Annotated in this window: 17 protein-coding genes; 2 read left to right on the top strand and 15 right to left on the bottom strand. The window is 60.4% G+C overall.

Going from position 1 to position 23,650, the window contains the following annotated elements:
• Positions 1-79 precede the first annotated feature (79 nt).
• The 11 genes from ACPEE1_RS08520 to ACPEE1_RS08470 all read right to left on the bottom strand — a co-directional run bounded on the left by ACPEE1_RS08520 (position 80) and on the right by ACPEE1_RS08470 (position 11,930).
• Positions 80-853 carry a glycine-rich domain-containing protein gene (locus ACPEE1_RS08520; protein WP_423936415.1) on the bottom strand — a complete coding sequence of 258 codons (774 nt, stop codon included), beginning with the start codon at positions 851-853 and terminating at the stop codon, positions 80-82.
• A 33-nt stretch (positions 854-886) separates the two neighbouring features.
• Complete coding sequence (locus ACPEE1_RS08515; RefSeq protein ID WP_182342804.1) at positions 887-1,477, bottom strand: hypothetical protein; 591 nt, start codon at positions 1,475-1,477, stop codon at positions 887-889.
• Between the two features lie 65 nt (positions 1,478-1,542).
• Positions 1,543-2,439 (bottom strand): hypothetical protein, encoded by an 897-nt coding sequence (locus tag ACPEE1_RS08510; RefSeq protein ID WP_182342806.1) that lies wholly within the window; start codon positions 2,437-2,439, stop codon positions 1,543-1,545.
• Positions 2,436-7,433: a phage tail length tape measure family protein gene (locus ACPEE1_RS08505; RefSeq protein WP_182342809.1), complete on the bottom strand. Its 4,998-nt coding sequence runs from the start codon at positions 7,431-7,433 to the stop codon at positions 2,436-2,438. The genes ACPEE1_RS08510 and ACPEE1_RS08505 overlap by 4 nt, the downstream gene beginning before the upstream one ends.
• A 64-nt stretch (positions 7,434-7,497) precedes the next feature.
• Positions 7,498-7,839: a DUF1799 domain-containing protein gene (locus ACPEE1_RS08500; protein WP_182342811.1), complete on the bottom strand. Its 342-nt coding sequence runs from the start codon at positions 7,837-7,839 to the stop codon at positions 7,498-7,500.
• Complete coding sequence (locus ACPEE1_RS08495; protein WP_182342813.1) at positions 7,839-8,222, bottom strand: phage tail assembly chaperone; 384 nt, start codon at positions 8,220-8,222, stop codon at positions 7,839-7,841. Before ACPEE1_RS08495 ends, ACPEE1_RS08500 begins: the two co-directional genes overlap by 1 nt.
• 99 nt (positions 8,223-8,321) lie before the next feature.
• The gene (locus ACPEE1_RS08490) at positions 8,322-8,969 is read right to left on the bottom strand and encodes a phage tail tube protein (protein ID WP_182342815.1); all 648 of its coding nucleotides are present in this window, start codon (positions 8,967-8,969) and stop codon (positions 8,322-8,324) included.
• Positions 8,970-9,690: 721 nt separating this feature from the next.
• A complete protein-coding gene (locus ACPEE1_RS08485) occupies positions 9,691-10,203 on the bottom strand; it encodes a hypothetical protein (protein WP_182342817.1) in 513 nt (170 codons plus the stop codon).
• Between the two features lie 52 nt (positions 10,204-10,255).
• Positions 10,256-10,717 (bottom strand): hypothetical protein, encoded by a 462-nt coding sequence (locus tag ACPEE1_RS08480; protein WP_182342819.1) that lies wholly within the window; start codon positions 10,715-10,717, stop codon positions 10,256-10,258.
• Positions 10,714-11,655 carry a hypothetical protein gene (locus ACPEE1_RS08475; protein ID WP_182342821.1) on the bottom strand — a complete coding sequence of 314 codons (942 nt, stop codon included), beginning with the start codon at positions 11,653-11,655 and terminating at the stop codon, positions 10,714-10,716. Before ACPEE1_RS08475 ends, ACPEE1_RS08480 begins: the two co-directional genes overlap by 4 nt.
• 2 nt (positions 11,656-11,657) lie before the next feature.
• Positions 11,658-11,930 carry a helix-turn-helix transcriptional regulator gene (locus ACPEE1_RS08470; RefSeq protein WP_182342823.1) on the bottom strand — a complete coding sequence of 91 codons (273 nt, stop codon included), beginning with the start codon at positions 11,928-11,930 and terminating at the stop codon, positions 11,658-11,660.
• Positions 11,931-12,356: 426 nt separating this feature from the next.
• Here ACPEE1_RS08470 and ACPEE1_RS08465 point away from each other — a divergent pair, with 426 nt between their 5' ends.
• Entirely contained in the window at positions 12,357-13,052 is a 696-nt protein-coding gene (locus tag ACPEE1_RS08465; RefSeq protein WP_182342825.1) for a LexA family transcriptional regulator, read from the top strand.
• Positions 13,053-13,992: 940 nt separating this feature from the next.
• Here the strand turns inward: ACPEE1_RS08465 and ACPEE1_RS08460 are convergent.
• Positions 13,993-14,268: a hypothetical protein gene (locus ACPEE1_RS08460; protein ID WP_182342827.1), complete on the bottom strand. Its 276-nt coding sequence runs from the start codon at positions 14,266-14,268 to the stop codon at positions 13,993-13,995.
• Between the two features lie 537 nt (positions 14,269-14,805).
• Between ACPEE1_RS08460 and ACPEE1_RS08455 the strand changes: the two genes are divergently transcribed.
• Positions 14,806-15,873, top strand: a complete 1,068-nt coding sequence (locus ACPEE1_RS08455; RefSeq protein ID WP_116925945.1) for a DNA/RNA non-specific endonuclease — start codon at positions 14,806-14,808, stop codon at positions 15,871-15,873.
• 16 nt (positions 15,874-15,889) lie between these two features.
• On the opposite strand, the gene ACPEE1_RS08450 is transcribed toward ACPEE1_RS08455, so the two are convergent.
• Genes ACPEE1_RS08450 through ACPEE1_RS08440 form a run of 3 tightly spaced genes read right to left on the bottom strand, consistent with a single transcriptional unit; the run spans position 15,890 to position 23,637 of the window.
• On the bottom strand, positions 15,890-17,332 hold the full coding sequence (locus tag ACPEE1_RS08450; RefSeq protein ID WP_116925944.1) for an efflux transporter outer membrane subunit: 1,443 nt from the start codon (positions 17,330-17,332) through the stop codon (positions 15,890-15,892).
• Between the two features lie 6 nt (positions 17,333-17,338).
• Positions 17,339-20,530, bottom strand: coding sequence for an efflux RND transporter permease subunit (locus tag ACPEE1_RS08445; protein ID WP_116925943.1), 3,192 nt, complete (start codon positions 20,528-20,530; stop codon positions 17,339-17,341).
• Positions 20,527-23,637 (bottom strand): efflux RND transporter permease subunit, encoded by a 3,111-nt coding sequence (locus ACPEE1_RS08440; protein WP_116925942.1) that lies wholly within the window; start codon positions 23,635-23,637, stop codon positions 20,527-20,529. The genes ACPEE1_RS08445 and ACPEE1_RS08440 overlap by 4 nt, the downstream gene beginning before the upstream one ends.
• Between the last annotated feature and the right edge of the window lie 13 nt (positions 23,638-23,650).

The raw sequence follows: 23,650 nt of genomic DNA, 5'->3' as shown, positions 1-23,650 counted from the left end.
CCGCAGTACAGACATTCAATGTCCAACTCTGCAATGCTGATATCACAGTTACAGCGTTCCTCAGAACCGTACTAAATTGCTATTCGGTCCAAACTACCATGCAGTAGCCGGATCCGCCTGCCCCCCCTGGCAGAGATACGCCTGTAGCACCGCCGCCTCCACCACCTCCGCCACCCGAGTTTGCTCGGCCGCTAGTGGCTGCAAGGGCGGGAGATGATGGGTAACCGCCGTTACCGCCACCAGACGTACCAAACCCAGCCCAGCCTGCGCTCGAACCACCACCGCCGCCCCCACCAGCACGGCCATTGATCCCACCTCCCCCGTGATTCCGACCGGTGGCGTTTGAATTCCCTATGCCTCCTGGATACCCGAAAAGACCAGCGCCAACAGAATTACCACTCCCTTCTAGAGCTCCTCCTCCAGCACTGGAAGCTCCGCCACCACCGCCACCCACGCCAGCACCGGATTGCGCTCCGTACCCGCTACCCCCACCACTACCACCAGCAAGGCCAGGCCTATTACTGTAACTACCGCCGCTGCCGCCGCCTCCACCAATAGCAATAAGTAATGACCCAAATGAGGAATTCCCTCCATTTGAGCCATTTGCCCCTTCTGTCGCCCCCCCGGCGCCACCGCCACCAATAGTCACCGCGACATTCCCTGTCACAGTCACCAATTCTTCACTGTGCTGCCCGGCACCGCCACCGCCACCGGCATTGCCAGCACCACCGCCACCACCGCCACCAATTAGCAGAACAAGACATTGCCCGCCACTGGCAAGTAGCTTTGTACTCGGCACAAACGTGCCGCTCGCAGTAAATCGCTGATACCGTAGCTTGCCGCCGCCGCTCATCATGCTCGAAAGATTTTGCATAGGTTAATCCTGTTAAGAAATGGACAATACCCAAGCACCGGGAGCGGTGCAGGAGGCGATGATTCGGCGAGCAGAATCGGAATCGAACAACACGTTATCTGCCACTCCATTGATGGTGTGTGCTGCGCTCGCCCGGCCCAGCGTAAAAAAGCTTGCAGCCCAGCCACCGGTGCCGTTGAGCACGATCTGATTGCCTGCAACACCTGCAGGCAAAGGGCGGCTATATGCGGAGCCTGCGGACAGTGCGTATTCCGAGCCCACAAGCAGCGGTTGCCCGTTATCAGCAGCTGTGGAGGCGCGCTGAACCAGCGCCTCCTGCAAGCCCACCACAACACCATTGCGCCCGTTGACGGATGCAACGGGACCTGCCTTGATGGCATCCAATGCCTCTCTCACATCATTGACGGCTTCATCTACAGCAACACGGCTGGCATGGGCGTTGCTGGCCGACTGGCTCGCCGCCATGGCGGAGTCCTGCGCCTCCTGCGCTTTGGATTGCGCCCATTGGGAATTGCTGAACACCTGGTCAAGAGCGGTATTGAACGCCACCCGCTGCGGCTCATAAGAAGCCGCCAGCGCAAAGGCCTTGGTGCTGAAACTCACACGGTCATCCGTGGGCTGCGGCGCTGGGGGATAGGCGGGGATAGGGGTTGGAACGACTAAAGGCATCACACCTCCTCAAGTTGAATTGCAAACATCGAGTAGTCGTGGTACTCGATAGCGACTGACCAATCCTTGGCGATACCAAATACGTTCAGGGCCTCAATGTCTTGAGAGCCCAGGAACAGAATGGGCTTGGCCCGGTTCTTGGTCATGTAGTTTTTGATGGCCATGATTTCTGAGCGCCGGATGGGCACAGACATATCCGCCCATCCGATGTAGGTGCGCTCGACCAGCACACGGTTGCCGAACTCATCGAGCTCCTTTCGGGAAAAATCCTGGATACCCACCGAGGCCCCGATCTCGACACCCAGACCCCACTCTTTGGCATTGCCCAAAATGAGGTTGCCGACCTCCATGTCGGTCGTGCCGATGAAATCCACCAGCACATCCGCTTGCGGGAATGCCGGTAGCCCGGTAAAGAGCCCCAGCACACCCGTAGGCGTCCACTCGCCAAAGTGCCATTCCCACCAATCGGCGGTCTCTGGCGCCAGGCCTACGGTGAGTGCCTTGTCATAGACGGTGCCATAGGTAGGGTCCAGCACGCGCACTCGGACGGAATGCACACCGGTCATGCCCATGGCACATACGGCATCCACTGCGCGTCCAAATCGGAACCGGTAGGACGCCGTCGCATTGAACTTGGAGCTCTGCGACGTGCGCCCATTAAAAAGGGCCCACGTATTGGTGGGCCCGACTTTGATCCAGAGCGTGGGGTTGTCCGGCGGCGGAATGCTGTCATTGATGTCCGCCCCGGCCTGGTAGACCAGATGCTGGTAGCGCACCCTGCCGCCTGCGGGCCAGGCGCCAGCCAACCAGGCCGCAGCTGTGTCTTCCACGGGCGGCTGCGCAACGATCACGCCATCGCTGATCTCCAGCGGGCTGACGGTTCTCAATCCTGTCATGCGTTTTCCTCCTGTGTACGTGTTGCAGGCATTCCATCGGCGTCCCACATGCGCAGCGTCTTGTTGAGTTGCTGCACGGCAGGCACAACGACCGTGGCCTCGGCCTTGCGGTTGGCATCATGGTTGTCGAGTGCCAAGCGCAGGGCCCGCACTTCCGCCACCAGCACCGGGTTGTCGCTCGACGCCTGCAGCGCGCTGAGCAAAGCGGTGTTGCCACTCGCCTGAACCACGCGCCCTGCAGTGGCAGCGCCCACCTCTGCGGTTTTCACATCGCCGATATCGACGCCGTATTTATTGGCCAGGAAGTTCCTCGTATCGGCCAACGACGCCAGCCAGGCCGACTGCTTGAGCAAGACATCGGCCTGGGACGTTGCACTGGCTTTTGCTAGCTCCTCCAGCGCCTGGATGATCGAGGGCAGCTCGTCGGCTGCATCCTGATTGCCAGATCGGGCCTGGGCCGTCTTGATGGCAAAAAGGGACTCGTAATATGCCGCTCCGTGGTCCGGGCCAGAGCCCAGCAACTGCCCGCGCAGCCGCTTCATTTCATTGGACATGGCGTCAATGGTTTTGGACCACTGTTCAGCCAGCTTCTTGGCCGCATCCGCCGCAGAGTTTGCAGCCTTGGCGGACGAGTCGTAGGAACTGCCCAGGCTGGAGACGCCTCCCTGGTAGCTGCGCATTTTGGGAATGCTGACGCCAATGGAGTTCCCCAACGACTTGACGGTGACCTTGATTTTCTCCATGCCCTCCACGAATTCGGTGCTGGTCAGCAACGTATTCAGTGCTTGCAGCGCCGCATTGGCATTTGAAATCATGTTGTCAATCGCTGCACCGCTCACGGCATCAGCCACATTGGCTCCAGTGAGTGCAGCAGTCAGCATCGGCGTGATCATCCCGTCGATCATGGACGCCAGAATGGTGTTCACCGCCTGCTCGTACACAGCCTGCTCAAAGCCCGCCGAGATTTGATTGGCCAGCCAGCTACCGGCTTCCGCACCACGTCCCTCGTTGATCTCATTGATGAAGCCATCGACCAGGCCATCCATCGACAGCCCCAACGTTGACAGCGTCGTTTCCCGGGCATGCTGAAGCTTGTTGGATCCCTCTTCCAAGCTGGCATTCACGGCATCAACGCCATTGGCAAAATCATCCGCAAACTGCAGCAGCCAAGCGAGCAGCTCCTCGTCCTTGTCCGCAATCGCTTTGTCAACCAGGGCGCGGTACTTCTTCTTTGCATCCACATCGCCAACACGCAGGTCCAGCTCACGCTCTTCCATACCGTCGTTGGCCACCTTGGTCGCACGGCTTCGCTTCTCGTCGTCGCTGTAATACAAATCGTAATAAGTGCTTGCGGCCTGTGTGAGCGCGTCCATGCTGCCAACCGCATCCACCAGCTTGCTGGCCCAGTCACCTGCAGAGAGCGAGCCCTCCAGCAAGGTAGAGCCAAACAGTTCAAAGATCTGGTTGACGCCGACCAGGCTGGATGACATGCGGGTCAAGGCATCAACTGCCGTCTCACCCGTGCGCACATACTCGCTCATCACGAAGATCTGCTCGGTAACCGTCTCCGTCACCTGGCGGCCGACACGAGCCCATTGCTCAGTGTCTCCATCGCCGGCCACTTGCACGTTGTCCCACACCATGCGGGTCACTTCGCTGGTCTGCTCCTGCCAGCTGCCGAGCACACTGCGTGCCAGCTCTTCATTGGCCTGCGCGAGCGCCTGCTGGATCTTGGCCGATGCTTCCTCTTGCGACAGGCCCGTCAACCGCAAGCCGTTGCCGCCCGTGTCCGGATGGATCTCATCGAGCCCCAGTGCCACCTTCATGGCACGGATTGCGTCTCCATTCAGCCCCAGGGTATCGGCTTTTTTGGCCGTGTCCTCACGCATGTCCTTGAAGGCATCCTGCAGCACCTTGATGGGGCCTTTGGAGCCTTCAATCGCCGTGCCATAGTTCTCTTTGAGCATTTCGACACGCGAATACAGCTGCTGGAGCTGGCGCTCACGGTAGCCATTCTCCTTGGCATCCGGGTTCGCCGCGATCTGGCCTTGGAGCGTTTCGATCTGCGCATTGGCCTTCTCGATCTCCTTCTCTGCAGCCAGGTAGCGGTACTTCGGACCACCAAACAAGCTGCCGCTTTCTCGCATCAGCTGGTAGCCATACATGTCTCCGCCGAGCTCACCCATCAGGCCGCTGCCGACCTGCTTTTCTTCCTTGAACATGCCGCCGAGGTATGCCGCGATGATTGGGATACTCATCACCCAACCGCCACCGGAAAACCAACTGCCCATCCCGGATCCGCCAGCTCCCGCGGCTTCCGAGCTTGTAGCCAGAAATCCAAGAGAGTCACCTCCGGCCATACCTATTGCATTTGCTGAGTTGAGGGTATGCGCGGAAAAGGTCGCAGTATTACCCCAGCCAAGCATGCTTCCTACGTAGCGAGAAGTCTGACCCAGCAATCCTTCCCCGGTATAGAGGCTGTATGCATTAGACCCACCGCTCAGCAAGCTCATGGCGCCATCGCCTGAACCACCAAGTCCCGAGCCTCCACCAAACAACCCAGCCAGCCATCCCACTCCGCTGGTAATAATGCCCGTGATGTTCGCGCCGATGTTCATCACAAACTTCTGCGCGAATGCCTTGTACAAAGCATCTGAAATGGAGGTCAGTACGGTCGTCTTCAAAGACTTGCCCAAGTTCTTCAGACCCTGAGCGCCGTTATTGAGAAAGTCGGCGAATCCCTGGCGCACGACATCCGCATATTTGCTTGCCTGCTGCGTGACGTATTGGTCCTGAATGCGCGCCAGCTCGGTCTGTAGCTTCGTCTCTGCAGTGAGTCTCGCCTGAGCAATCAAATCAGCTTCTTTGATCGCGTTCTTTTCGCTGTTGGAATCGTAAGAACTCTTTTTGATCTGCTCAATCTCACGCGCAAGCTGCAACTCAGCCTTGCGCACAGCCAGCAGTTTCTGGCGCTGGCTTTCTTCCACGCCCAGCAGGGACATGCTGTATTGCTGCAGTTCATATTCCTCTTTTGCAGCTTTCAGCTGCTCTGCATACTTGCTGCTGGCCTCGATGTATGCGCCTTCTTTCAGCGATTGCACATAACGCTCATGCTGCTCGGCAACCTTCGCCAAACCTTCGCTGACCTCAGGTCTCCAGGGCACTCCGCTGGCATTGTTTGCTTCGGACCGGGCTTTCTCCATCGCCATTTCGGCAATAGCTATCTTGGACTTTCCAAAGTTTGCGTTGGCCACATCCTGCTTGTCTGCCATATCGCCAATCGCACTTGCTGACTTTTTCAGGTCGTCGATATATTTGAGATAGCTCTTGCTTGCTTCGTCCTGGGTCTGAATCTGCTTCTCCAGTTCACCCCGGACCTGCTGGATCACCTGGTAGCGCTGCGCTTCAACAAGCTGGCCTTGCAAATTGGCTTTGGTACTCGCATCCGTTGTGCGAGCAATTTCTTTCTGCAGCTTCATGACTAGCTGGTCTGACTCGCTCATGCTGGCGGCCGCTGCAGCCCGCTCCTTGAGACGATCAATCAGATCCTCTTCGGCCGCAATCCTGGACTTGATGCCAGAAATCGCATGCTCCTGATCACCCCCATTAGATTCACGGGGGGCATTGCCAGCAGAATTACTTCCTGCAGAAGGTGCCCGCCTCGGCGTGATTTTGGGAGTTTCCACTTTGACCGTCGGTAGCTCGATGGTCGGAGGCTGCATCGATGCAGTGATGCGCTGCATATTCGCATGGTCAGCCCGCATCGCATCGTAGTATTTCTGAGCTTCAGCTGCGTAGCGCTTGTTGCCAGGCTCAGCTTCTGCCAAGTCCTTGGCCTCCTCATAGTTCTTCTTGTTCCAGTCAAAGTTAGCACTGGCGGTCTTGTGCGCAGTCTCCTTGCGACTCAGCGAGGCGGCATTCGCCAGCTGCCCAAGCGCACTGATGCCTTTGATGGCAATTTCAATGACGCCAGCAATCGCGCCAATCACTGTCTGAAAGCCTTCGCGTGTCGCTTCGGAGGACAGCGTATCGTTCAACGACTCAATGCCCTCGCGCATCCCTTGCAGGCTGCCGCTGTCGCCTGTCATGGCCGTCGCAAAGCTGTGCTGCAGCGCCTCCAAGGCGCCACCCAGCGTATCCCTGGCAGCAACTGCCGCACCGCCATACGAGGTTTGCAGCGCATCCAGAATAACGGCCTGTGCCGCACCAACTTGGCCGGTGGCTTCCAACTGCGCGACCATCTCTTTTTGCTGGTCGGTGAATTGCACCCCCTTGTCCGCCAGCGCTTTGAGCCCTTCGGACGGGGAGTTCAACGCCTGTCCAATGGTCTCCGCAGAGCTGGTCACCGATGTGCCCATGCGCGAAGACATATCCACCACGGCCTGCATGGCCTGCGGAAACTGTTGCCCCACCACATTGGAATAGTTCAGCAGCTGCGTTTGCGCTTGGGTGATATCGCCGGTCGAGAAGACACTGGACTTGGACAGCGATGTCGCCATGCCGTTGAGCCGTTCCTGTGACCAACCCGCAGCCTCGCCGGTGGACTTCAACACGGCAGAGAGCTGGGCCTGCTGCTTCTCTGCATTGATGGTCTCGGTGATGAATTTGCCAAAGAACGCGGGCGCGCCTTGTGCCAGCAGGCCGAACACCACCTTGGTGGATTCGGTCCAGCGTTTGGCAGAGGCATTTGCGCTCTCTTGCTCTTGCTGCACCGTCGCCAGGTCTCTGGAGTAGCTACTCAGCGCAACCTGGCTGGTTTGCTGCACCTGAACAAAGGTTTCTGAGAAGCGCTGGGTATCCCGGATCCCCACCTGGATCACCGATGACTGGCTCTGAAACGCCGAGGTCATCAGCTCGAACGATTGTGCGGAATTTCTGGAGCCGGCCTCGACCGAACTCCAGAAGCCCTGAATGCTGTTGATGGCCTCATGGACACCCACCTGGAGATCCGAGAGGTCGACACCAATCTTGATATTTTTTTCTAGATCAGCCATAGCAGCACCAATAGAAATGGCCCGCCGAGGCGAGCGTAGAAAAAGGAAAGCCCACCGAGGTGGGCTATTTCTGGCGGGAGCGCTCCTGTGCTTCCCTGCGCGTCTGCATCGCTTCAAGCGCGCCCCGTTCCAGCAGGCCGACTTCGCGCAGCACCTGGTTGCGCTTGCGCTTTTTGATGCCCTCGGCATCCAACCAGCTGTAGATCACGTTGTAGTCAAGGGCGTAGATGCCGCCCATGCCTGCACGCCACTGGCTGGAGTTGTCGATGAAGCAGCGGTAGGCCAGCTCGTTGTCGGGGTAGCACACCAGGGGCTCGCGTTCCTTAATGATCTCGGAAGGAAAGCCCATGGCCACCAGTTGTTGGGGACTGGACCGTTCGCCAAACAGCGCGCGGCCCAGCTCCATCAGTTTTTTGTCTTGGCGCCCGAATGAGCCTGGAAGAAGCCAGTCACAATCGCACCGAAGGCGAACGCATGGGTCACAAAGAACTGCGTGATGTTCTCAACGCTGAAGTCATCGGTGAACTCCCAGGCGGACACGATCTTCATCACCAGCTTGGCCTGGTCGGTACGCATGTCCTTCTCTTGCTCATCGCTGAGCGGGGCCTCGGCCGTCGCCTTGTACTTGTCTTGCAAGGCTGTGAACTCGGCCGACAGCGCCTTCATGGCTTCGGTGTCATGAAAGCGGAAGGTCAGGCCCAGGGGTTGCGGGCCCTTGCCGGCAACGGGCACATCGGCAGTGCCTTTGAAGGTGGGAGTGGGTGCAAACGATGCGAGAGACTTCGCCATGATGAATTTCCTTCTTTTCAAACAAAAAAAGCCCGTGCAGGTGCTACCTGCCGGGCATAGAAAACCCGCCTTGATCGGTCAAGACAGGTGTGGCGACCTTTACTTGTAGGTCTTGATGGGGCGCAGCATGGACAGGGTCAGCTTGCCGGTGGTCACAGCGTTGGAGGCCACCACGGGGGTTTCCTGCACGCTGATGTAGCCATAGGCATAGCTGACCGAGCCCCCGTTGGGCAGCGCCATGCGAATCGCCACCAGTCGGTTGGCACGGGAGGCATTCACCGCTGCCTTGTAGCCAGGCAGGGTGGGATCCCAGCCGAAGGTCAGCTCCCAGCTCATTGCCGAGCGGGTCGTGGGGATCTTGATGCCGTACTTCTGCGACAGCGGCGCGAATTCCGCGTACTGCTGCTCACCGCCGGTAGGGCTGATTTCGCTGACCTGCTGCAGCTCGGTCCAACCGGTGATGGGTCGGACCGTGCCGGCGCTCGAGCCGCTGGGGAACTGGATCAGATCAGAGGTGTCTTCGTCTTCCAGGGTGATGGCACCCGTGGTGGCCGAACCCACACGCAAGATCGAGTCGTTCATGTCCTCCCAGCCCGTGTTGAGCAGGAAGGGGTCCTTGGCACTCAGGCCGTGCGCGGCTGCAGCAATCACAGGAGGTGCGGCGTTGGAGATGGTGGTCACGGAGACGGGAGCGCCAAAGCCGGTCGAGATTGCGAAGCGGGTGCCGGTCGATACTTCATAAGCCATGGTTGGGCCTTTCTAGAAAAAGAAAAATCCGCCTGCGCCATTGCAGGGCGGATCGGTTTCGCCCTCGTCGGGCACAAAAAAACCGCCTCTCGGCGGTATGCGATGGTTGAAAGAGACAAGGCAGTCGACGATATATTGAACGTCAGCAGCCTGCGCTTTCTCGTCAAGGGTCGCAGGGGCTAGGCTCCAGATGGTTGGCTGCGCATGCGCGCCGAGCCTGCCCTGCGGTAACTACAAAGGCCAGCACGAACACTGGCCTCCAGATCAATGCCCCATCAGACCACCCAAGCGGGCTGGGGCTGCTGTTCGCTTCTTCAAGCACTGGGAAGCTCTCAGCAGGAGATACCACACCGTCAAACCACTCAGGTGCGGACTGCGCTTGCTGCAGTTGAAACGACAGAGCCCACATAAAGCGGGCCTCGGCGCAAACATGCAGGTAAGAAGAATGGGTGCCTGGTAAGTGCAATTGTGTGGCGCCGTATAGGTGAAGCAGCACAACGCCACAGCCCATCTGTGCAGACATTTTTCAGCGCATTTACCCACGCCAGAAATGCAAAAGCCCCGCACGGGGCGAGGCTTCAAAGGCTGGTGGCATAGCTCTGCCATCCAAGGCCTTGCGATGCCGCAACAGCATCGCAAGTAGTTCATGGCTGGGGACATTGGCGGGCTACTTTCGCGTCCTTCGCATCACTGTCTCAACGATTACGAGAATACCACAGTTTTAGCCAGGCCGCAACAACTTATTCAAGTTATTGCTGTGCGTTCTTTTGCAATCCATCACATAGTCGATAAGGAACTGCACATCCCTGCGGCTGGGTTCCTTGGCCAGCATCGCACCCTTGCATTTGAGGCACTTGTAGCTCTTGCCATCCTTGGCCGTCAGGCCTGTTCCCTGGCATGGCTTGCACCTTTGGTCCAGCAGCCAAGCCATGGCTTCAAGGGCAGCATCTTGAGGATCGGCCAGCTTCTTGGTCGATCCGTATTGGATCAAGGCTGTGTACATACGCTCCATATCCACCCTGCTAGGCTTGGTGATGATCCGCAGATAGTGCAAGGCGACGTTGGCTTTGCTCATCCCGCTGGCCTTGATCAGGTCCACCTGGCCGATGCGGTGCGATTCATCCGACAGATCACGGGAACTTATCGCGGCCGTGTACCGCTCTGCTGTATTGCTCATGCTTGCTCCTTCAATGCCGTTGTGCTGGCTGGGTTCAGTCGGGTTCTGCTTGCGCATATGTTCAGGTGGGCGCTGCGGTCTAGTGCCATGCGCTCGTCTGGCATGGTGGTCAAGACCATGCCTGCCTCCCATCCGCGTCCACTGCCTCACGCGCAAAGCGGACCGTGGTCGGGTTGAGCCTCTCGCCGGCCTTGACGCGCTGGATGATCGCGTGTGCCCAGCCTTTGTCCGCCGGCGCCTGCGCACGCTGGAGCTGCGGCGCCAAGCGTTTGAGCTGCTCGGCGACAACGGCTTGCGAGGCCAGCGGCGCGGACAGTTGCCGAGCCTCTGGCACAGGTGCCTTGCGCGCCAGATCGCGGAACTGGAACACAGTGGGCGGCTTGACCAGATCTAGGTGTGTCAATGCGTGGGCGATGCCTTCCGGGAATTTCTCGAAACCCGCCAGCTCATGCGCCCAATCGGATTTCACGGCATTGAGGTCCAGGCCCTCCCATCGTCCCAGAAAGTCGCGGCCATATACCAAGGTGAGCTTGGTAAAAATCTTGTCTATCCATGCGACCGGCAAGCTCATGCCGCACCTCCGATATTTTTCTGTGGCCGCTCAATGCGCCTGGCCGCGACCTCAATGGCCTGGCTTTTGAAAAAATCGGCGGGCGAAGCTTCAGGAGCTTGCCGGGCAATGGAAGGAACTGCCTCTTGGGCGCGTTCCCGCATGCTGCGCTGGTAGCTGGTCTCGCCGCTGTGATACTGCGCACCAAATGCTTGCCGTGCAAAGGGCTTGAGGGTTTCGCAGCGCCGAATCCAGTTGCGCCAGGTCGCCAGCCAGTCCAGCTTTTTCGCATCAGCGCCAGCCTTGGCATGCCAGAAATCGGCAAACACCTCCGCTTGCTTGCGCACGTCATCGTCTGTCAGATCTGGCCGGGCTTGCTGTGCCCAGTCACACCAGGCTTGCGGCAACATCCAGGCATCGGCAAGGCGTGTGGCCGCTTTGGCCTTGGAGTCATGCATGGCTCCGGCAGCCTGACCAAAGCCCAGGCCTGCGCCAGCCGTCACCGCACCAGCATCATTTGTATTTTTCTCTGCTTCTGTATCTGCATCTGTCTCTCTGTCTGTACGCGTGACATCGCCTGCGGTCACGCGTACCCCATCCGTCTCGGACTGCAGCGCGGAACCGGCTTTGGCTTTTGCGCGCTGGCGGCGTTTGCGATCAGCAGCCGTGGGGTCAGTGTCGCTGCGCATCTGGCGCGAGTTCCAGCGCAAAGGCTGCAAGCTCTCCTGGTCGATCAGACCTACCTCAGCCAAGCGACGACCCACCTCCGCCAAGGTGCGGGTGTCAATGCCCATCTTGACGGCGACCTTGCGCATCATCAAAGGGCCGGCATCATCCAGAACACCTCGCCCCTTGAGGCACAGCAGCGCCATGAAATGCCAGCGATCCTCGAAGGCGAGCAGGCGCAGCTTCTCGTCGTCGACCATCTCCGTGTAGGCGCGAAACCAGGGCAGCTGCATGCTCACACCGCCTCCCATACGCGATAGCCATTGCGCAGCAGATCCGCGCCTTCAAACTGCACTACCTGGGTATGGCCACGTCGCTCAAGCTCGGGCAGGCGACGGCAGATTTGCTCAACCGTCATGCCAGTGCATTCGGCCATCTCGCCTGCCGTCAGCGACTTCTCATCTTGCAGCGCTGCCATGATGCGGGAGACATGTCTGTCAGCAAACCGTGCCGAATGCTCTGCAGCGCAGGGGCTGCTCACAGGGTCATAGGCTCGGGTGTTGTTCATCGCAGTGCTCCTTTCAAAATACGTTGGGTTTTATGGTGAGAGGCCTGGGCTTGGGCCCCGCTCTCGATGAAATAGCCGGGGTATCGGGGATTGCGCTCCACGGTTCTGGATACCCGCTGCGGGCTGAACTTGGATGCAACAGACTGCGCCGGGCGGCTAAAGGCATTCGGGACCAACCCTGCGTGCACAGAAGCACCAAGGGTTGACCAGCCTGACTTGTTGAATCCGACGCGGCCCACCACGCCATAAGAGCCCCCTGCTTCTGAAACCGACTCCATGAGCGCTGCTTCATGCGCCACCACAGAACCGGGGGCCTGGCTCTGATCTTGGATGGCTTGTGACTTTGGTGTAGACATGTCACAATTAAACCATAGTTCAGAACAAATAGCAACTATAGTTAAGACGTTTTCTACGAGAATTTAAACCATGGTTGAATACAAAGACCGCCTGGTTCAGGCGATGACTGCTGCAGAGATGAAAACAGCCGATCTGGCAGACCGGCTGGGACTGTCCTACCAAGCGATCAAGAAGGTGGTGGACGGGAACACCAAGGCATTGACGGCGGAGAACAGCGCTCGCGCAGCGCAGCTGCTCAATGTCTCGTCTGATTGGCTGGCGCTGGGCGAAGGTACGATGTCGCGCTCCAACATGGTGATGCCCTATAGTGACCTGTCCCCTGCGCCGATTCCCGGGCGTCCCACCATCGCCGTGCCTGTGCTGTCCAACAGCGCATCGATGGGCTCAGGCGCAGAGTTGCTGGAGCACGACGTGCTGACAGGAGATCTGAAGCTCTCTCAGGAGTGGGTCACGCAGCGCGTCAAGCCTTCCCATGTGCAGGCGCTGCGTTTTATCCATGCCTATGGTGACTCGATGAAGGGCACCTTCAACGATGGCGATATCTTGCTGGTTGATACTGGCATTCGCCTGGTCGATATCGATGGGGTGTATGTGCTGTGCGCCCATGACCGACTTTTTGTAAAACGCGTGCGCCAACGCTGGGATGGCCAGTTCGAGATCAGCAGCGACAACCCGAGCATCAAGACCTCAGACTTGCTCGACGGCCGGGAGCAACTCGATGTGCGCGGCCGAGTTCTTTGGGCCTGGAATGGACAGAAGCTCTGACCACCAGCCAAAGCCTTGTCTTTACCCACCGCACGCTCGGGCTTTTGACCCACCAACTATTGATTGCAGGCGACCGGTGCAGATCACCGGTCAGCACTGCCTGCATACTTGGCGCCAATGCTGCACCCGACACCGGGCATCTTATTGTAGAAATTAAGAATAGTTCAGAAATTTACTTAACTATAGTTAAATTTTGATATTAACTTAGGTTTGACTATCTATCCATCCTGGCGAAGGCTAGCCAACAAGTGACACCGGACATAGCCCGCGCAAACCGTAACCCAAATAACGGATCCCGCGACTGCAGATGGTTCGGACCGGGCGCCGAAACCGCTGAAATTGGAAGACGCTAAGCCACGAACAAGCGCACATGATCGCAGAAAAGCATCTCATAGATATCATTTAATTAATTTTGATACCTATAATACTCAATGCAGCGATAGAGGTCATGACAATGGTGCGCAGCCTGTAGCAGTTCGCCATAGACGTGCTCCACAGAGAGCGGTTGATTCATTGAGGTAGCCAAAACCACCCCGTGTATTTACTAACAGCGCACTCCGACCAGCTAGTGCTGCGGTCCTCCCGTTCAAAGAGATGGCTTGATCGGGTGACCTCGTCTATAAGCGACGAGGTTAAGAGCGGCGAGCAATGCATGCCACTTCAGTGCGCAGTCCAGTAGCATGGCTCTGGAAAATGGAGATACTACTAACACATGTGCTCACATATATAGCTCAAAAGTCTGAGTAGATATTTGAACTGCGTGTCCAGCTAACGTCATAGGGGCTTGGCAACAATGCACAAATACAGCATGTTGAGTAAGGTATTTGAAGCAACGATCCATGGCTACCAAATAGATCCATATCGCTAACTTCCAAACTGGCCGAATAGCTCATGTGCAGCTTAATAAAGCAATGAGTACCTTATTAAAATACTTCAATAATTACTCATCCCCGCCCGACTTCGCCCGCCCGCCCATTTGCTCATCATAAAACTGGCCCAGGCCCAGGCTGCCCACATCGCGGCGCAAATGGATATCGTAGATAAAAATCTTGTTGAATACCCGGTCCAGCCGCACATACTGGTAGGTCGCCACCGTGGTTTCGTTCACCACGAGCTTGATGGGATCCGTTCTGTACACGCCGAAATGGCTGGTGGGCTTGAGTTTTATCTTCGAAAACGGCTCTGACGACAAATACACGTAGACAGGGGTGTACATTGAGTAAATATTGTCTTTGCGAATTAGGGGGCAGCAAATACCATTACTACCCATTACCTGTGCCGCCATCAAAAATTCCGCACTGGATTCTCCCCCAGCGCGGATGGTAAATGACAGAAACGGCTACAGCGATTAACTCCGCGCTAACACTTAGCTATAATTGATAGCTATATGATATTCGATTAAATCTATTTGTGGTTAACAACAACTATCAGTTTGCAGTTGTTTGCTATTCGTGTGAAATCTGTTTTATGAGGGATGCAGCCACCGCCGCAGACCGTTGGTTGAAGCACCAGCCCCGGTGGCGCGGGGGCGGCTGTGCCAGCTGCGCTTCTACAGCGCAATATTTGCCATATTTTTATACAGTCCTGTGCTTGGCGGCCTTCAGCACCATATAGCCACAACGCATTCATTGCACTAGATAGTTAGCTTAAAAATTCATAGCAATTTCAGGCAACAGGTAGCAATTTGAGCCACAATACGGCAGTTGTCTTGCTGTGCTGGCTAAAGGTCGGCATGCCCCGGTTGTCGTAGTTCATGGCCTGCCCTCCTCCCCGTTCCGCCAAGCGCCCCGCCAAAAAGAAAAAAGCATCCAAGTCCGCCCCCGGCCTGCTGCGCGGTTATTTACGCGGCATGGTGGGCAAAGGGGCGATTGCCGCCTACAGCGCGGTCGCAGCCATCGCGTCGGCCGCCTATGTGCCGCAACTCGACCCTATCCGCCAATGGGCGGTCAGCCATAGCACTCAGTGGCTGCAGCAGCTGCCGCCGGTGCAAACGGTGCAGCACTGGGTGGAAGAGGTCCAGTCCACCGCGGCAGACTGGCAAAGCCGCTTTCTAGAGATTGCCCGGCAAAGCCGGGGCGCTGCGTCAGATGCCGGGCACGCTTCAGCCACCCCCACCCCGCCCCCTTCCAGCCAGGCGAGCAGCGATAAAGGCAGCCAGGGCTTTGCCGACTGCGCCGAGCAGTTGCCCGCCAGCGCGCCGCTCAGTGCTGCCAGTGTGGGGCGCAACTGGATGCCCGTCACCCTGTGCTCGACCGGGTTTGCGGTGCTTTATTCGGGGCTGTCCAAAACGCCGATCGTCACGGTGGAGCGCTTGAGCCGCCAGCGGCTGCAAGGCGCGGCGGGCTTGCAGCGCACCGACCACTTTTATGCCGATGCGCGCCTGCGCGCGGCCTACAAGGCCGAGCTGTCCGATTACCAGGCCAGTGGCTATGACCGGGGCCATATGGCGCCGGCAGCGGACCAGAGCACCGCCACCGGCATGGCGCAGTCCTTTGCGCTGTCCAACATGGTGCCGCAGGACCCGACGCACAACCGCCAGGTCTGGTCCAAGCTCGAAGCGGATGTGCGCAAGTACGCCAAGCGCGCCAGCGGCAACGTGTTTGTCTATACCGGCCCCTTGTTTGAGGGCCAGACCCCCACCATCGGCCGCAACCAGGTCTGGGTGCCCAGCCATTTGTACAAGCTGGTGTTTGATGAACAGCAACAACGCGCCTGGGCCTGGGTGCTGCCCAACCGGGGCGATGCGCAACTGGGCGCGCCAATGAGCTATGCGCAATTTGTGCAGCGGACAGGGCGCAATTTTCTGCCCCATCTGCACTGAGCCCTTTGTCTGAGCTTTAGGCGCCCGGCTTCATCCAATCGGCATGCCAGCCGCCCCCCAGCTCCTGGATGAGTTGGGCCGCTGCCAGTTGCTGGTTCAGCTGCAGCTGGATCAAGGATCGGCGTGCCGACAGCGCTGTGGCCTGGGCGGTGACCACATCGGTATAGGGCACCTGGCCTTCCTTGTAGCGGTTGAGCATCTGCTGCTCGACCTTCTCGGCAGAATCGAGGCTTTGCTGCAGCAGCGGCTTTTGGGCATTGAGCGCTGCCACATTGCTCAGCACATCTTCGACCGCCTGGAACGCCGCCAGCACCGACTGGCGGTAGCTGGCCGTGCGGGCCGCATGCGCGGCGCGGGCCGAATCGACCTGCGCGGTAGTGGCGCCGGCGTTGAAAATGCTCTGGCTCAGCGATGCGCCCAGCGACCACAGCAGGCCCGAGGCGCTGAACAGGTTGCCGATGTTCGACCCCGAGCGGTTCAACGAGCCGCTCAGGCCCAGGCTCGGGTAGTAGGCCGCCTGGGCCACGCCGATCTGGGCATTGGCAGCAGCCACCGCGCGCTCGGCAGCGGCAATGTCGGGCCGGCGCTCCAGCAGGGTCGATGGCACCACGCCCGGAATCTCGGGCACGGTCACGTTCCAGGCGGCGGGCGGCAGGTCAAACTGCGCCGGCGCCTGGCCCGTCAACACGGCAATCGCATGCTCGTAGGTCTGGCGCGATTGGCGCAGGGACTCCACGCTGGCCTGGGTATTGGTTAACGTGGTCTGCGCCTGCAGCACTGCCGTGCGCGCCTCCACCCCCACGTCGTAGCGGTTCTGGGCAATCAGCAGGCTGCGCTGGTAACCCTCGATCGATTGCAGCAGGATCTGCATCTCGGCATCGGCCTCGCGCAGGCGGAAATAGTTCTGCACCAGGCTGCCCACGGCCGACAGGCGCGCAGCGGCCAGATCGGCTTCGCTCGCCTGGGCACTGCTTTGGGCGGCGCTCACCGATTCGCGCAGGCGGCCCCACAGGTCTGCATCCCAGGCGGCGCTGATGCCCAGCGAGGCACTGCCATTGCTGCTGGACTGGCTGCCACCCTGGCGCGTCTGGCCCAGGCTGCCACTGACGGTCGGCAGCAAGCCGGCCTGCTCCACGCGCAACGCGGCCTGGGCTTGCTGCACAGCGGCAGCAGCCGCGGCAATGTTCTGGTTGTGCACCTGCACCCGGGCAGCGAGCTGGTTGAGCGGCTCGTCCGCAAACAGCGTCCACCAGTCGCCCCGGTCCACCGCATCGTTGGGCTGGGCGCTTTGCCACAGCGCGCCCGCTTCCTTGAAGCTGGCTGGCGCTGGCGTGGCGGGCACCTGGTAGACGGGGGCCACCGAGCAGGCGCTCAAGAGCCCTGCGCAGCATAGCGCCAGCGCCAGGCTGCGCAGCAGGGGGGCACGAAAAGAATAGGAAAGATCAAGAGAAGGCGTCATGGCGTATCAGTGTTCCAGGGTAGGCATGCCGTCACTCGAGGCACGGCCCAGGTCACGCTCGTTGGGCGCGCGGCGGCGCAGCTTGTCCAGCAGCACATAGACCACGGGGGTGGTGACCAGGGTCAGCAATTGGCTGGCCAGCAGGCCGCCAATGATGGCGATGCCCAGCGGCTGGCGCAGCTCCGAGCCCTGGCCAAAGCCAATGGCCAGTGGCAAGGCACCCAGCGCGGCGGCCAAGGTGGTCATCAGGATGGGGCGAAAACGCAGCAGGCAGGCCTCGCGCACCGCATCGATCGCGGACAGGCCCCGCGATCGCTCGGCCTCCAGCGCAAAGTCGATGATCAGGATGGCGTTTTTCTTCACGATGCCAATGAGCAAGAACACCCCGATGAGCGCAATCACCGTGAACTGCATGTCAAACAGCATCAGCGCAATCACCGCGCCCACCCCCGCCGATGGCAGCGTGGACAATACGGTGATCGGGTGCACCAGGCTTTCATAGAGCATGCCCAGCACGATGTAGATCACGACAATCGCAGCCAGGATCAGGTAGAGCTGCTGGTTCTGCGATTTCTGAAAGCTCAGCGCCGTGCCCTGGAAGCTGCCGCGCACATTGATCGGCATGGCGATATCGGCCTCGGCCTGGGCAATCACCTGCTGGGCTTCGCTCAGCGCCACGCCTGCGTCCAGGTTGAACGATATCGTCGTCGACAGCTCACCATCCTGGTGGTTCACACTGGTGGGCGCAGGGCGCTCAAGCACCTTGGCAAAGCTCGACAGCGGCACCATGGTGGCCACGCTGGTGCTGATCACGCTGCCGGTCGATGCACTGCGCAGCGCCGGGTTGGCCGCGGTGCCCTCGGTGCCGCTCAGGTTCGATGGCACATAGATATCCTGCAGCGCCGGCGGCCCACGCGTGTATTCGGGCGCCCACTCCATGATCACCGAGTACTGGTTCAGATCGCTGTAGATGGTGGCCACCGAGCGCTGACCAAAGGCGTTGTAGAGCGCATTGTTGATGGACTTGGCATTCACCCCCAGGCGCGCTGCAGCCTGCTTGTCCACCTCGACATAGACTTCCACGCCGCTGTCGGACTGGTCGGTGTCCACGTCCTGCAGCAAGGGCTCTTGCTTGAGCCGCTCGGCCAGGCGCGTGGCCCATTTCTTCATGTCGGCGGTGTTGTCGCTCTTGAGAGTGTACTGGTAGGTCGAGTTCGACGAGCGCCCCCCCATGCGCAAATCCTGCACCGGGTTCAGAAACACGCGCAGACCGGTGATCTGCGACAGCTGCGGCCGCAGGCGCGCGACCACCTGCAGGCTGGTCACATCGCGCTCGCTCACCGGCTTGAGGTTGATGAACACAAAGCCGCCGCCCGAGCGGCTGCCGCCGGCAAAGCCCACCACCGTGTCGATGGCCGGGTCCTGCTGGATGATGGCCAGTGCCTCCTTGAGCTTGCCGGCCATCGCGGTCGACGAGATGCTCTGGTCTGCGCGCAGGCCGCCGGCGAGCTGGCCATTGTCCTGCTGCGGGAAAAAGCCCTTTTGCACATGCATGAACAAATAGCCATTCATGCCGATGACGATCACCAGGATCAGCATCACCACGGCCTTGGCATGCAAGGCCCAATCCAGGCAGCGCTCATAAACGCGCAACATCCAGTCATAGCCGCTTTCCAGCGCGCGGGCAAAGCGGCCGCGCGGCGCCGTCTCAATCGCATCCTCATTGCGCAGAAACCAGGCGCACATCATCGGCGTGGTGGTTAGCGAGATGACCAGCGAGATCATCACCGCGACCGACAAGGTCACGGCGAACTCCTTGAACAAACGGCCGATCTGCCCTTCCATGAACAGCAGCGGAATGAACACCGCCACCAGGGACAGGCTGATCGACAGCACGGTAAAGCCCACCTCGCGCGCGCCCTGCAGCGCGGCGGCCATCTTGTCCATGCCCTGCTCGATATGGCGGCTGGTGTTCTCCAGCACCACAATCGCATCATCGACGACAAAACCGGTGGCGACCGTCAGCGCCATCAGGCTCAGGTTGTTCAGGCTATAGCCCAGCAGGTACATCACGCCAAAGGTGCCCAGCAGCGACACCACGGTGGCCACCGCCGGAATCACCGTGGCGCGCGCCTTGCGGATAAAGGCGCCCACCACCAGCACCACCAGGATCACCGACACCATCAAGGTGGTCTCGATCTCGCGCAGCGACGAGCGGATCGAGTTGGTGCTGTCGCTGGCCACCTGGATCTTCACATCCTTGGGCAGCTGGGCCTGCAGCTCGGGCAGGAGCTTGCGCACGTTGTCCACGGTATTGATGATGTTGGCGCCGGGCTGGCGCGTGATCAGCACCAGGATGGCGGGCTGGCCGTTGAACAGCCCCATCGTGTAGACATTGGCCGGCCCGTCGATGACGCGCGCCACATCGCCTAGGCGGACGGCCGCATTGTCGCGCCAGCCCACCACCAGGCCCTGGTACCAGCTGGCCTTGCGCTCGGGCGCGGGGGTGTAGATCTGCAGGCGGTTGCCGCCACTCTCGATGGCGCCCTTGGGCCGGTTGGCATTGGCCGCCTGGATGGCGGCGCGCACATCCTCGGTCGCAATGCCGTAGTGGCTCAGCGCCTGGGGCAAGAGCTCGACCCGCACCGCCGGCAAGGAGCCGCCGCCGATTTCCACATCGCCCACACCATCGACCTGCGAGATGCGCTGGCTCACCACGTTGGAGACTTCGTCATACAGCTCGCCGGGCGTGCGCGTGGGCGAGGTCATCGCCAAGATGATGATCGGCGAATCCGACGGGTTCATCTTGCGGTAGGTGGGGTTGCTGCGCAGGTCAGAAGGCAGATCGGTGCGCGCTGCATTGATGGCCGCCTGCACCTCGCGCGCGGCGCCATTGATGTCGCGGTTGAGGTCAAACTGCAAGGTCACATTGGCCGAGCCGGTCGAGCTGCGCGAGGTCATCTCGTTGACACCGGCAATCACGCCCAGGTGGCGCTCCAGCGGCGTGGCCACGCTCGAGGCCATGTTCTCTGGGCTCGCGCCCGAGAGGCTGGCCGTGACCGAGATCACCGGGTAGTCCACCTGCGGCAGCGGTGCCACCGGCAGCGCAAAGAACGCGGCAATACCCGCCAATGCCATGCCAATGGTCAGCAGGACCGTTGCGACCGGGCGTTTGACAAAGGGCTGGGACAGGTTCATGCCTGCACCTCGGAATGGCTTCCATCCGCAGTACCGGCTTGGCGGCGGCCAAAGCGGGCACCCAGGCGGTCAAACACCAGGTAGATCACCGGCGTGGTGAACAAGGTCAGCAACTGGCTGAGCATCAGCCCGCCAAAAATGGCCAGGCCCAGCGGGCGGCGCAGCTCGGCGCCCTCGCCCCAGCCAAACATCAGCGGCAGCGCGGCAAACAAGGCGGCCAAGGTCGTCATCAAGATGGGCCGAAAGCGCAGCAGCGCGGCCTGGTGGATGGCCTCTTGCGGTGCCATGCCCTGGTTGCGCTCGGCATCGATCGCAAAGTCGATCATCATGATCGCGTTCTTCTTGACGATGCCGATCAGCAAGATGATGCCGATGATGCCGATCACGCCCAGGTCGTTGCCGCTGATCATCAGCGCCAGCAAGGCGCCCACGCCGGCCGATGGCAGGGTCGAGAGAATGGTGAGCGGGTGCACATAGCTCTCGTACAGCACGCCCAGCACGATGTAGACGCAGACCAGCGCCGCCAAAATCAAGACCAGCTGGCTGGTGAGCGAGTTCTGGTAGGCCGCCGCTGCGCCCAGGAACTCCATGGTCAGCGACGCGGGCATGCCGATGTCCTTGGCCGCCTGCTTGATGGCATCGACCGCATGGCCCAGCGACACGCCAGGCGCCGTGTCAAAGCCCAGGGTGGCGGCCGGGTACTGCGACACGCGGGTCACCTGCAGCGGCGCCATCTGCTCCTCGATCTTGGCAATCGCCGACAGCGGCGTAGCGCCCGTGCTGCTGGCATTGATGGCCAGGTTGCCCAGGGTCTGCACGCTGTTGAGCTGCTCCTGCTGCGCCTCCAGAATCACCCGGTACTGGTTGGTCTCCGTGAAGATCGTCGAGACAATGCGCTGGCCAAAGGCGCTGTAGAGGCTGTCATCGATGCTGCTGGCGCTGATGCCCAGGCGCGATGCGGTATCGCGGTCCACATTCACATAGGCCGACAGGCCCTTGCGCCCGGCGTCGCTCGTGGCATTGCGCACCTGAGCCACATTCTGCAGCTGGCTGACGAGCTTTTGCGTCCAGTCATTGACCTGGTCGGTGTTCACGCCGCCGATCGACAGGCGGTATTCGGTAGGGCCGGTTTGCGAGTCGATGGTCAGGTCCTGCGAGGGCTGCAGAAAAATGCGCACCCCCGCCACCTGGCTCACCCGCTCGCGCAGGCGCTGCATCACCTCATCCTGCGCATCATGCGGCCGGGTCAGGTTGATCGACAGGCTGCCGGTGTTGAGCATGGTGTTGTTGGCCGCATCCACGCCCACCACCGAGCTGACCGAGGCGACATCCTTGTCCTGCAGGATGGCGCTCACGGCCTGCCGCTGCAGGTTGCTCATGCGGGCAAAGGACACTTCTTGCGCCGCCTCGATCTGCGCCTGCAGCTGGCCGGTGTCCTGCGTCGGGAACAGGCCCTTGGGGATGGCCAGGTAGAGCAGGCCCGTCAGCACCACGGTGGCCACGGCCACGACCAGGGTCAGCGCCTGGTGGCGAAACACCCAGTGCAGCCCCCGGTCGTAGTGGTGGATCACCTTGTCGAAACCGCGCTGCACCGAGCTGGCCCAGCCGCGCGTGTGCGCGCTGGTGTCCTCTTGCTTGAGCCAGCGCGCCGACATCATCGGCACCAAGGTGAGCGAGACCACTGCCGAGATTAGGATGGTGATCGCCAGGGTCACCGCAAATTCGCGGAACAGACGCCCGACGATGTCGCCCATGAAGAGCAACGGAATCAGCACCGCGATCAGCGACACGGTCAGCGAGATGATGGTAAAGCCGATTTGCGCGGCGCCCTTCAAGGCAGCGGCCATCGGCGTCTCGCCCTCCTCGATGTAGCGCGCAATGTTCTCGATCATCACGATCGCATCGTCGACGACAAAGCCGGTGGCAATGGTCAGCGCCATCAGGCTCAGGTTGTTCAGGCTGTAGCCCAGCAGGTACATGGCCCCGCAGCTGCCGATCAGCGAGATGGGCACGGCCAGGCTCGCAATCACCGTGGCGCGCAGGCTGTGCAGGAAAAAGAAGATCACCAGCACCACCATCACCACGGCCAGCGCCAGCTCCATCTGCACATGCTCGACCGAGGCGCGGATGCCGGTGGTGCGGTCGGTCAGCACCTTGACCTCGACCGAGGCGGGCAAGGAGGCGGTGAGCTCGGGCAGGCGCTGCTTGATCGCGTCCACCGTCGCAATCACATTGGCGCCGGGCTGGCGCTGCACGTTCAAGATGATCGCGGGTGTCTCATCGACCCAGGCGGCGAGCCGGTCGTTCTCGGCGCTCGCCACCACGCGCGCCACATCCTTCATCATCACCGGGGCGCCGTCCTTCCAGGACACCACCAGGTTCATGTAGTCGGCAGCGGTCAGCAGCTGGTCGTTGCTGTTGATCGAGTACGAGCGCTTGGGGCCATCAAAACTGCCTTTGGCGGTGTTGGAATTGGCATTGCTGATGGCAGTGCGCAGGCTGCTCAGGGTGATGCCATTGGCAGCCAGCGCCTGGGTGTTGGCCTGGATGCGCATCGCAGGCTTTTGCCCGCCCTCCAGGCTGACCAGCCCCACGCCGGTGACCTGGCTGATCTTCTGCGCCAGGCGCGTATTGACGATGTTCTGCACCTCGGTGAGCGGCAGCTCCTTGGAGGTGATGGCCAGGCTCATCACCGGCGTGTCGGCCGGATTGACCTTGGCATAAATCGGGGGCGCGGGCAGGTCGGCCGGCAGCAGCGCGCTGCTGGCGTTGATGGCCGCCTGCACTTCTTGCTCGGCCACATCCAGCGACAAGCCCAGCTGGAACTGCAAGGTCACGATGGACACGCCCGCTGCGCTGGTCGATGCCATGCGGTCCAGGCCGGACATCTGGCCGAGCTGGCGCTCGAGCGGCGCACTCACCGTGCGGCTCATCACCTCGGGGCTGGCCCCCGGGTACAGGGTCTGCACCTGGATCGTCGGGTAATCCACCTCGGGCAGCGCCGACAGCGGCAGCAGCCGAAAGCCCACCAGACCGGTCAGCACGATGGCGAGCATCAGCAAGGCCGTCGCTACCGGCCGCTGGATAAAGGGACGGGAAGGACTCATCGCTCAGCCCGCC

It is taken from the genome of Comamonas sp. 23 (assembly GCF_049601575.1).
In the GTDB taxonomy this organism is placed as follows: domain Bacteria; phylum Pseudomonadota; class Gammaproteobacteria; order Burkholderiales; family Burkholderiaceae_C; genus Comamonas; species Comamonas squillarum.
This window is presented reverse-complemented; position numbering and strand designations above follow the sequence as displayed.

Excerpts from the sequence above, each read along its gene's own strand:
- ACPEE1_RS08520 (WP_423936415.1), bottom strand. The coding sequence starts at position 853 with ATGAGCGGCGGCGGCAAGCTACGGTATCAGCGATTTACTGCGAGCGGC.
- ACPEE1_RS08510 (WP_182342806.1), bottom strand. The coding sequence starts at position 2,439 with ATGACAGGATTGAGAACCGTCAGCCCGCTGGAGATCAGCGATGGCGTG.
- ACPEE1_RS08505 (WP_182342809.1), bottom strand. The coding sequence starts at position 7,433 with ATGGCTGATCTAGAAAAAAATATCAAGATTGGTGTCGACCTCTCGGAT.
- ACPEE1_RS08500 (WP_182342811.1), bottom strand. The coding sequence starts at position 7,839 with ATGGAGCTGGGCCGCGCGCTGTTTGGCGAACGGTCCAGTCCCCAACAA.
- ACPEE1_RS08495 (WP_182342813.1), bottom strand. The coding sequence starts at position 8,222 with ATGGCGAAGTCTCTCGCATCGTTTGCACCCACTCCCACCTTCAAAGGC.
- ACPEE1_RS08490 (WP_182342815.1), bottom strand. The coding sequence starts at position 8,969 with ATGGCTTATGAAGTATCGACCGGCACCCGCTTCGCAATCTCGACCGGC.
- ACPEE1_RS08485 (WP_182342817.1), bottom strand. The coding sequence starts at position 10,203 with ATGCGCAAGCAGAACCCGACTGAACCCAGCCAGCACAACGGCATTGAA.
- ACPEE1_RS08480 (WP_182342819.1), bottom strand. The coding sequence starts at position 10,717 with ATGAGCTTGCCGGTCGCATGGATAGACAAGATTTTTACCAAGCTCACC.
- ACPEE1_RS08475 (WP_182342821.1), bottom strand. The coding sequence starts at position 11,655 with ATGCAGCTGCCCTGGTTTCGCGCCTACACGGAGATGGTCGACGACGAG.
- ACPEE1_RS08470 (WP_182342823.1), bottom strand. The coding sequence starts at position 11,930 with ATGAACAACACCCGAGCCTATGACCCTGTGAGCAGCCCCTGCGCTGCA.
- ACPEE1_RS08465 (WP_182342825.1), top strand. The coding sequence starts at position 12,357 with ATGGTTGAATACAAAGACCGCCTGGTTCAGGCGATGACTGCTGCAGAG.
- ACPEE1_RS08460 (WP_182342827.1), bottom strand. The coding sequence starts at position 14,268 with ATGTACACCCCTGTCTACGTGTATTTGTCGTCAGAGCCGTTTTCGAAG.
- ACPEE1_RS08455 (WP_116925945.1), top strand. The coding sequence starts at position 14,806 with ATGGCCTGCCCTCCTCCCCGTTCCGCCAAGCGCCCCGCCAAAAAGAAA.
- ACPEE1_RS08450 (WP_116925944.1), bottom strand. The coding sequence starts at position 17,332 with ATGACGCCTTCTCTTGATCTTTCCTATTCTTTTCGTGCCCCCCTGCTG.
- ACPEE1_RS08445 (WP_116925943.1), bottom strand. The coding sequence starts at position 20,530 with ATGAACCTGTCCCAGCCCTTTGTCAAACGCCCGGTCGCAACGGTCCTG.
- ACPEE1_RS08440 (WP_116925942.1), bottom strand. The coding sequence starts at position 23,637 with ATGAGTCCTTCCCGTCCCTTTATCCAGCGGCCGGTAGCGACGGCCTTG.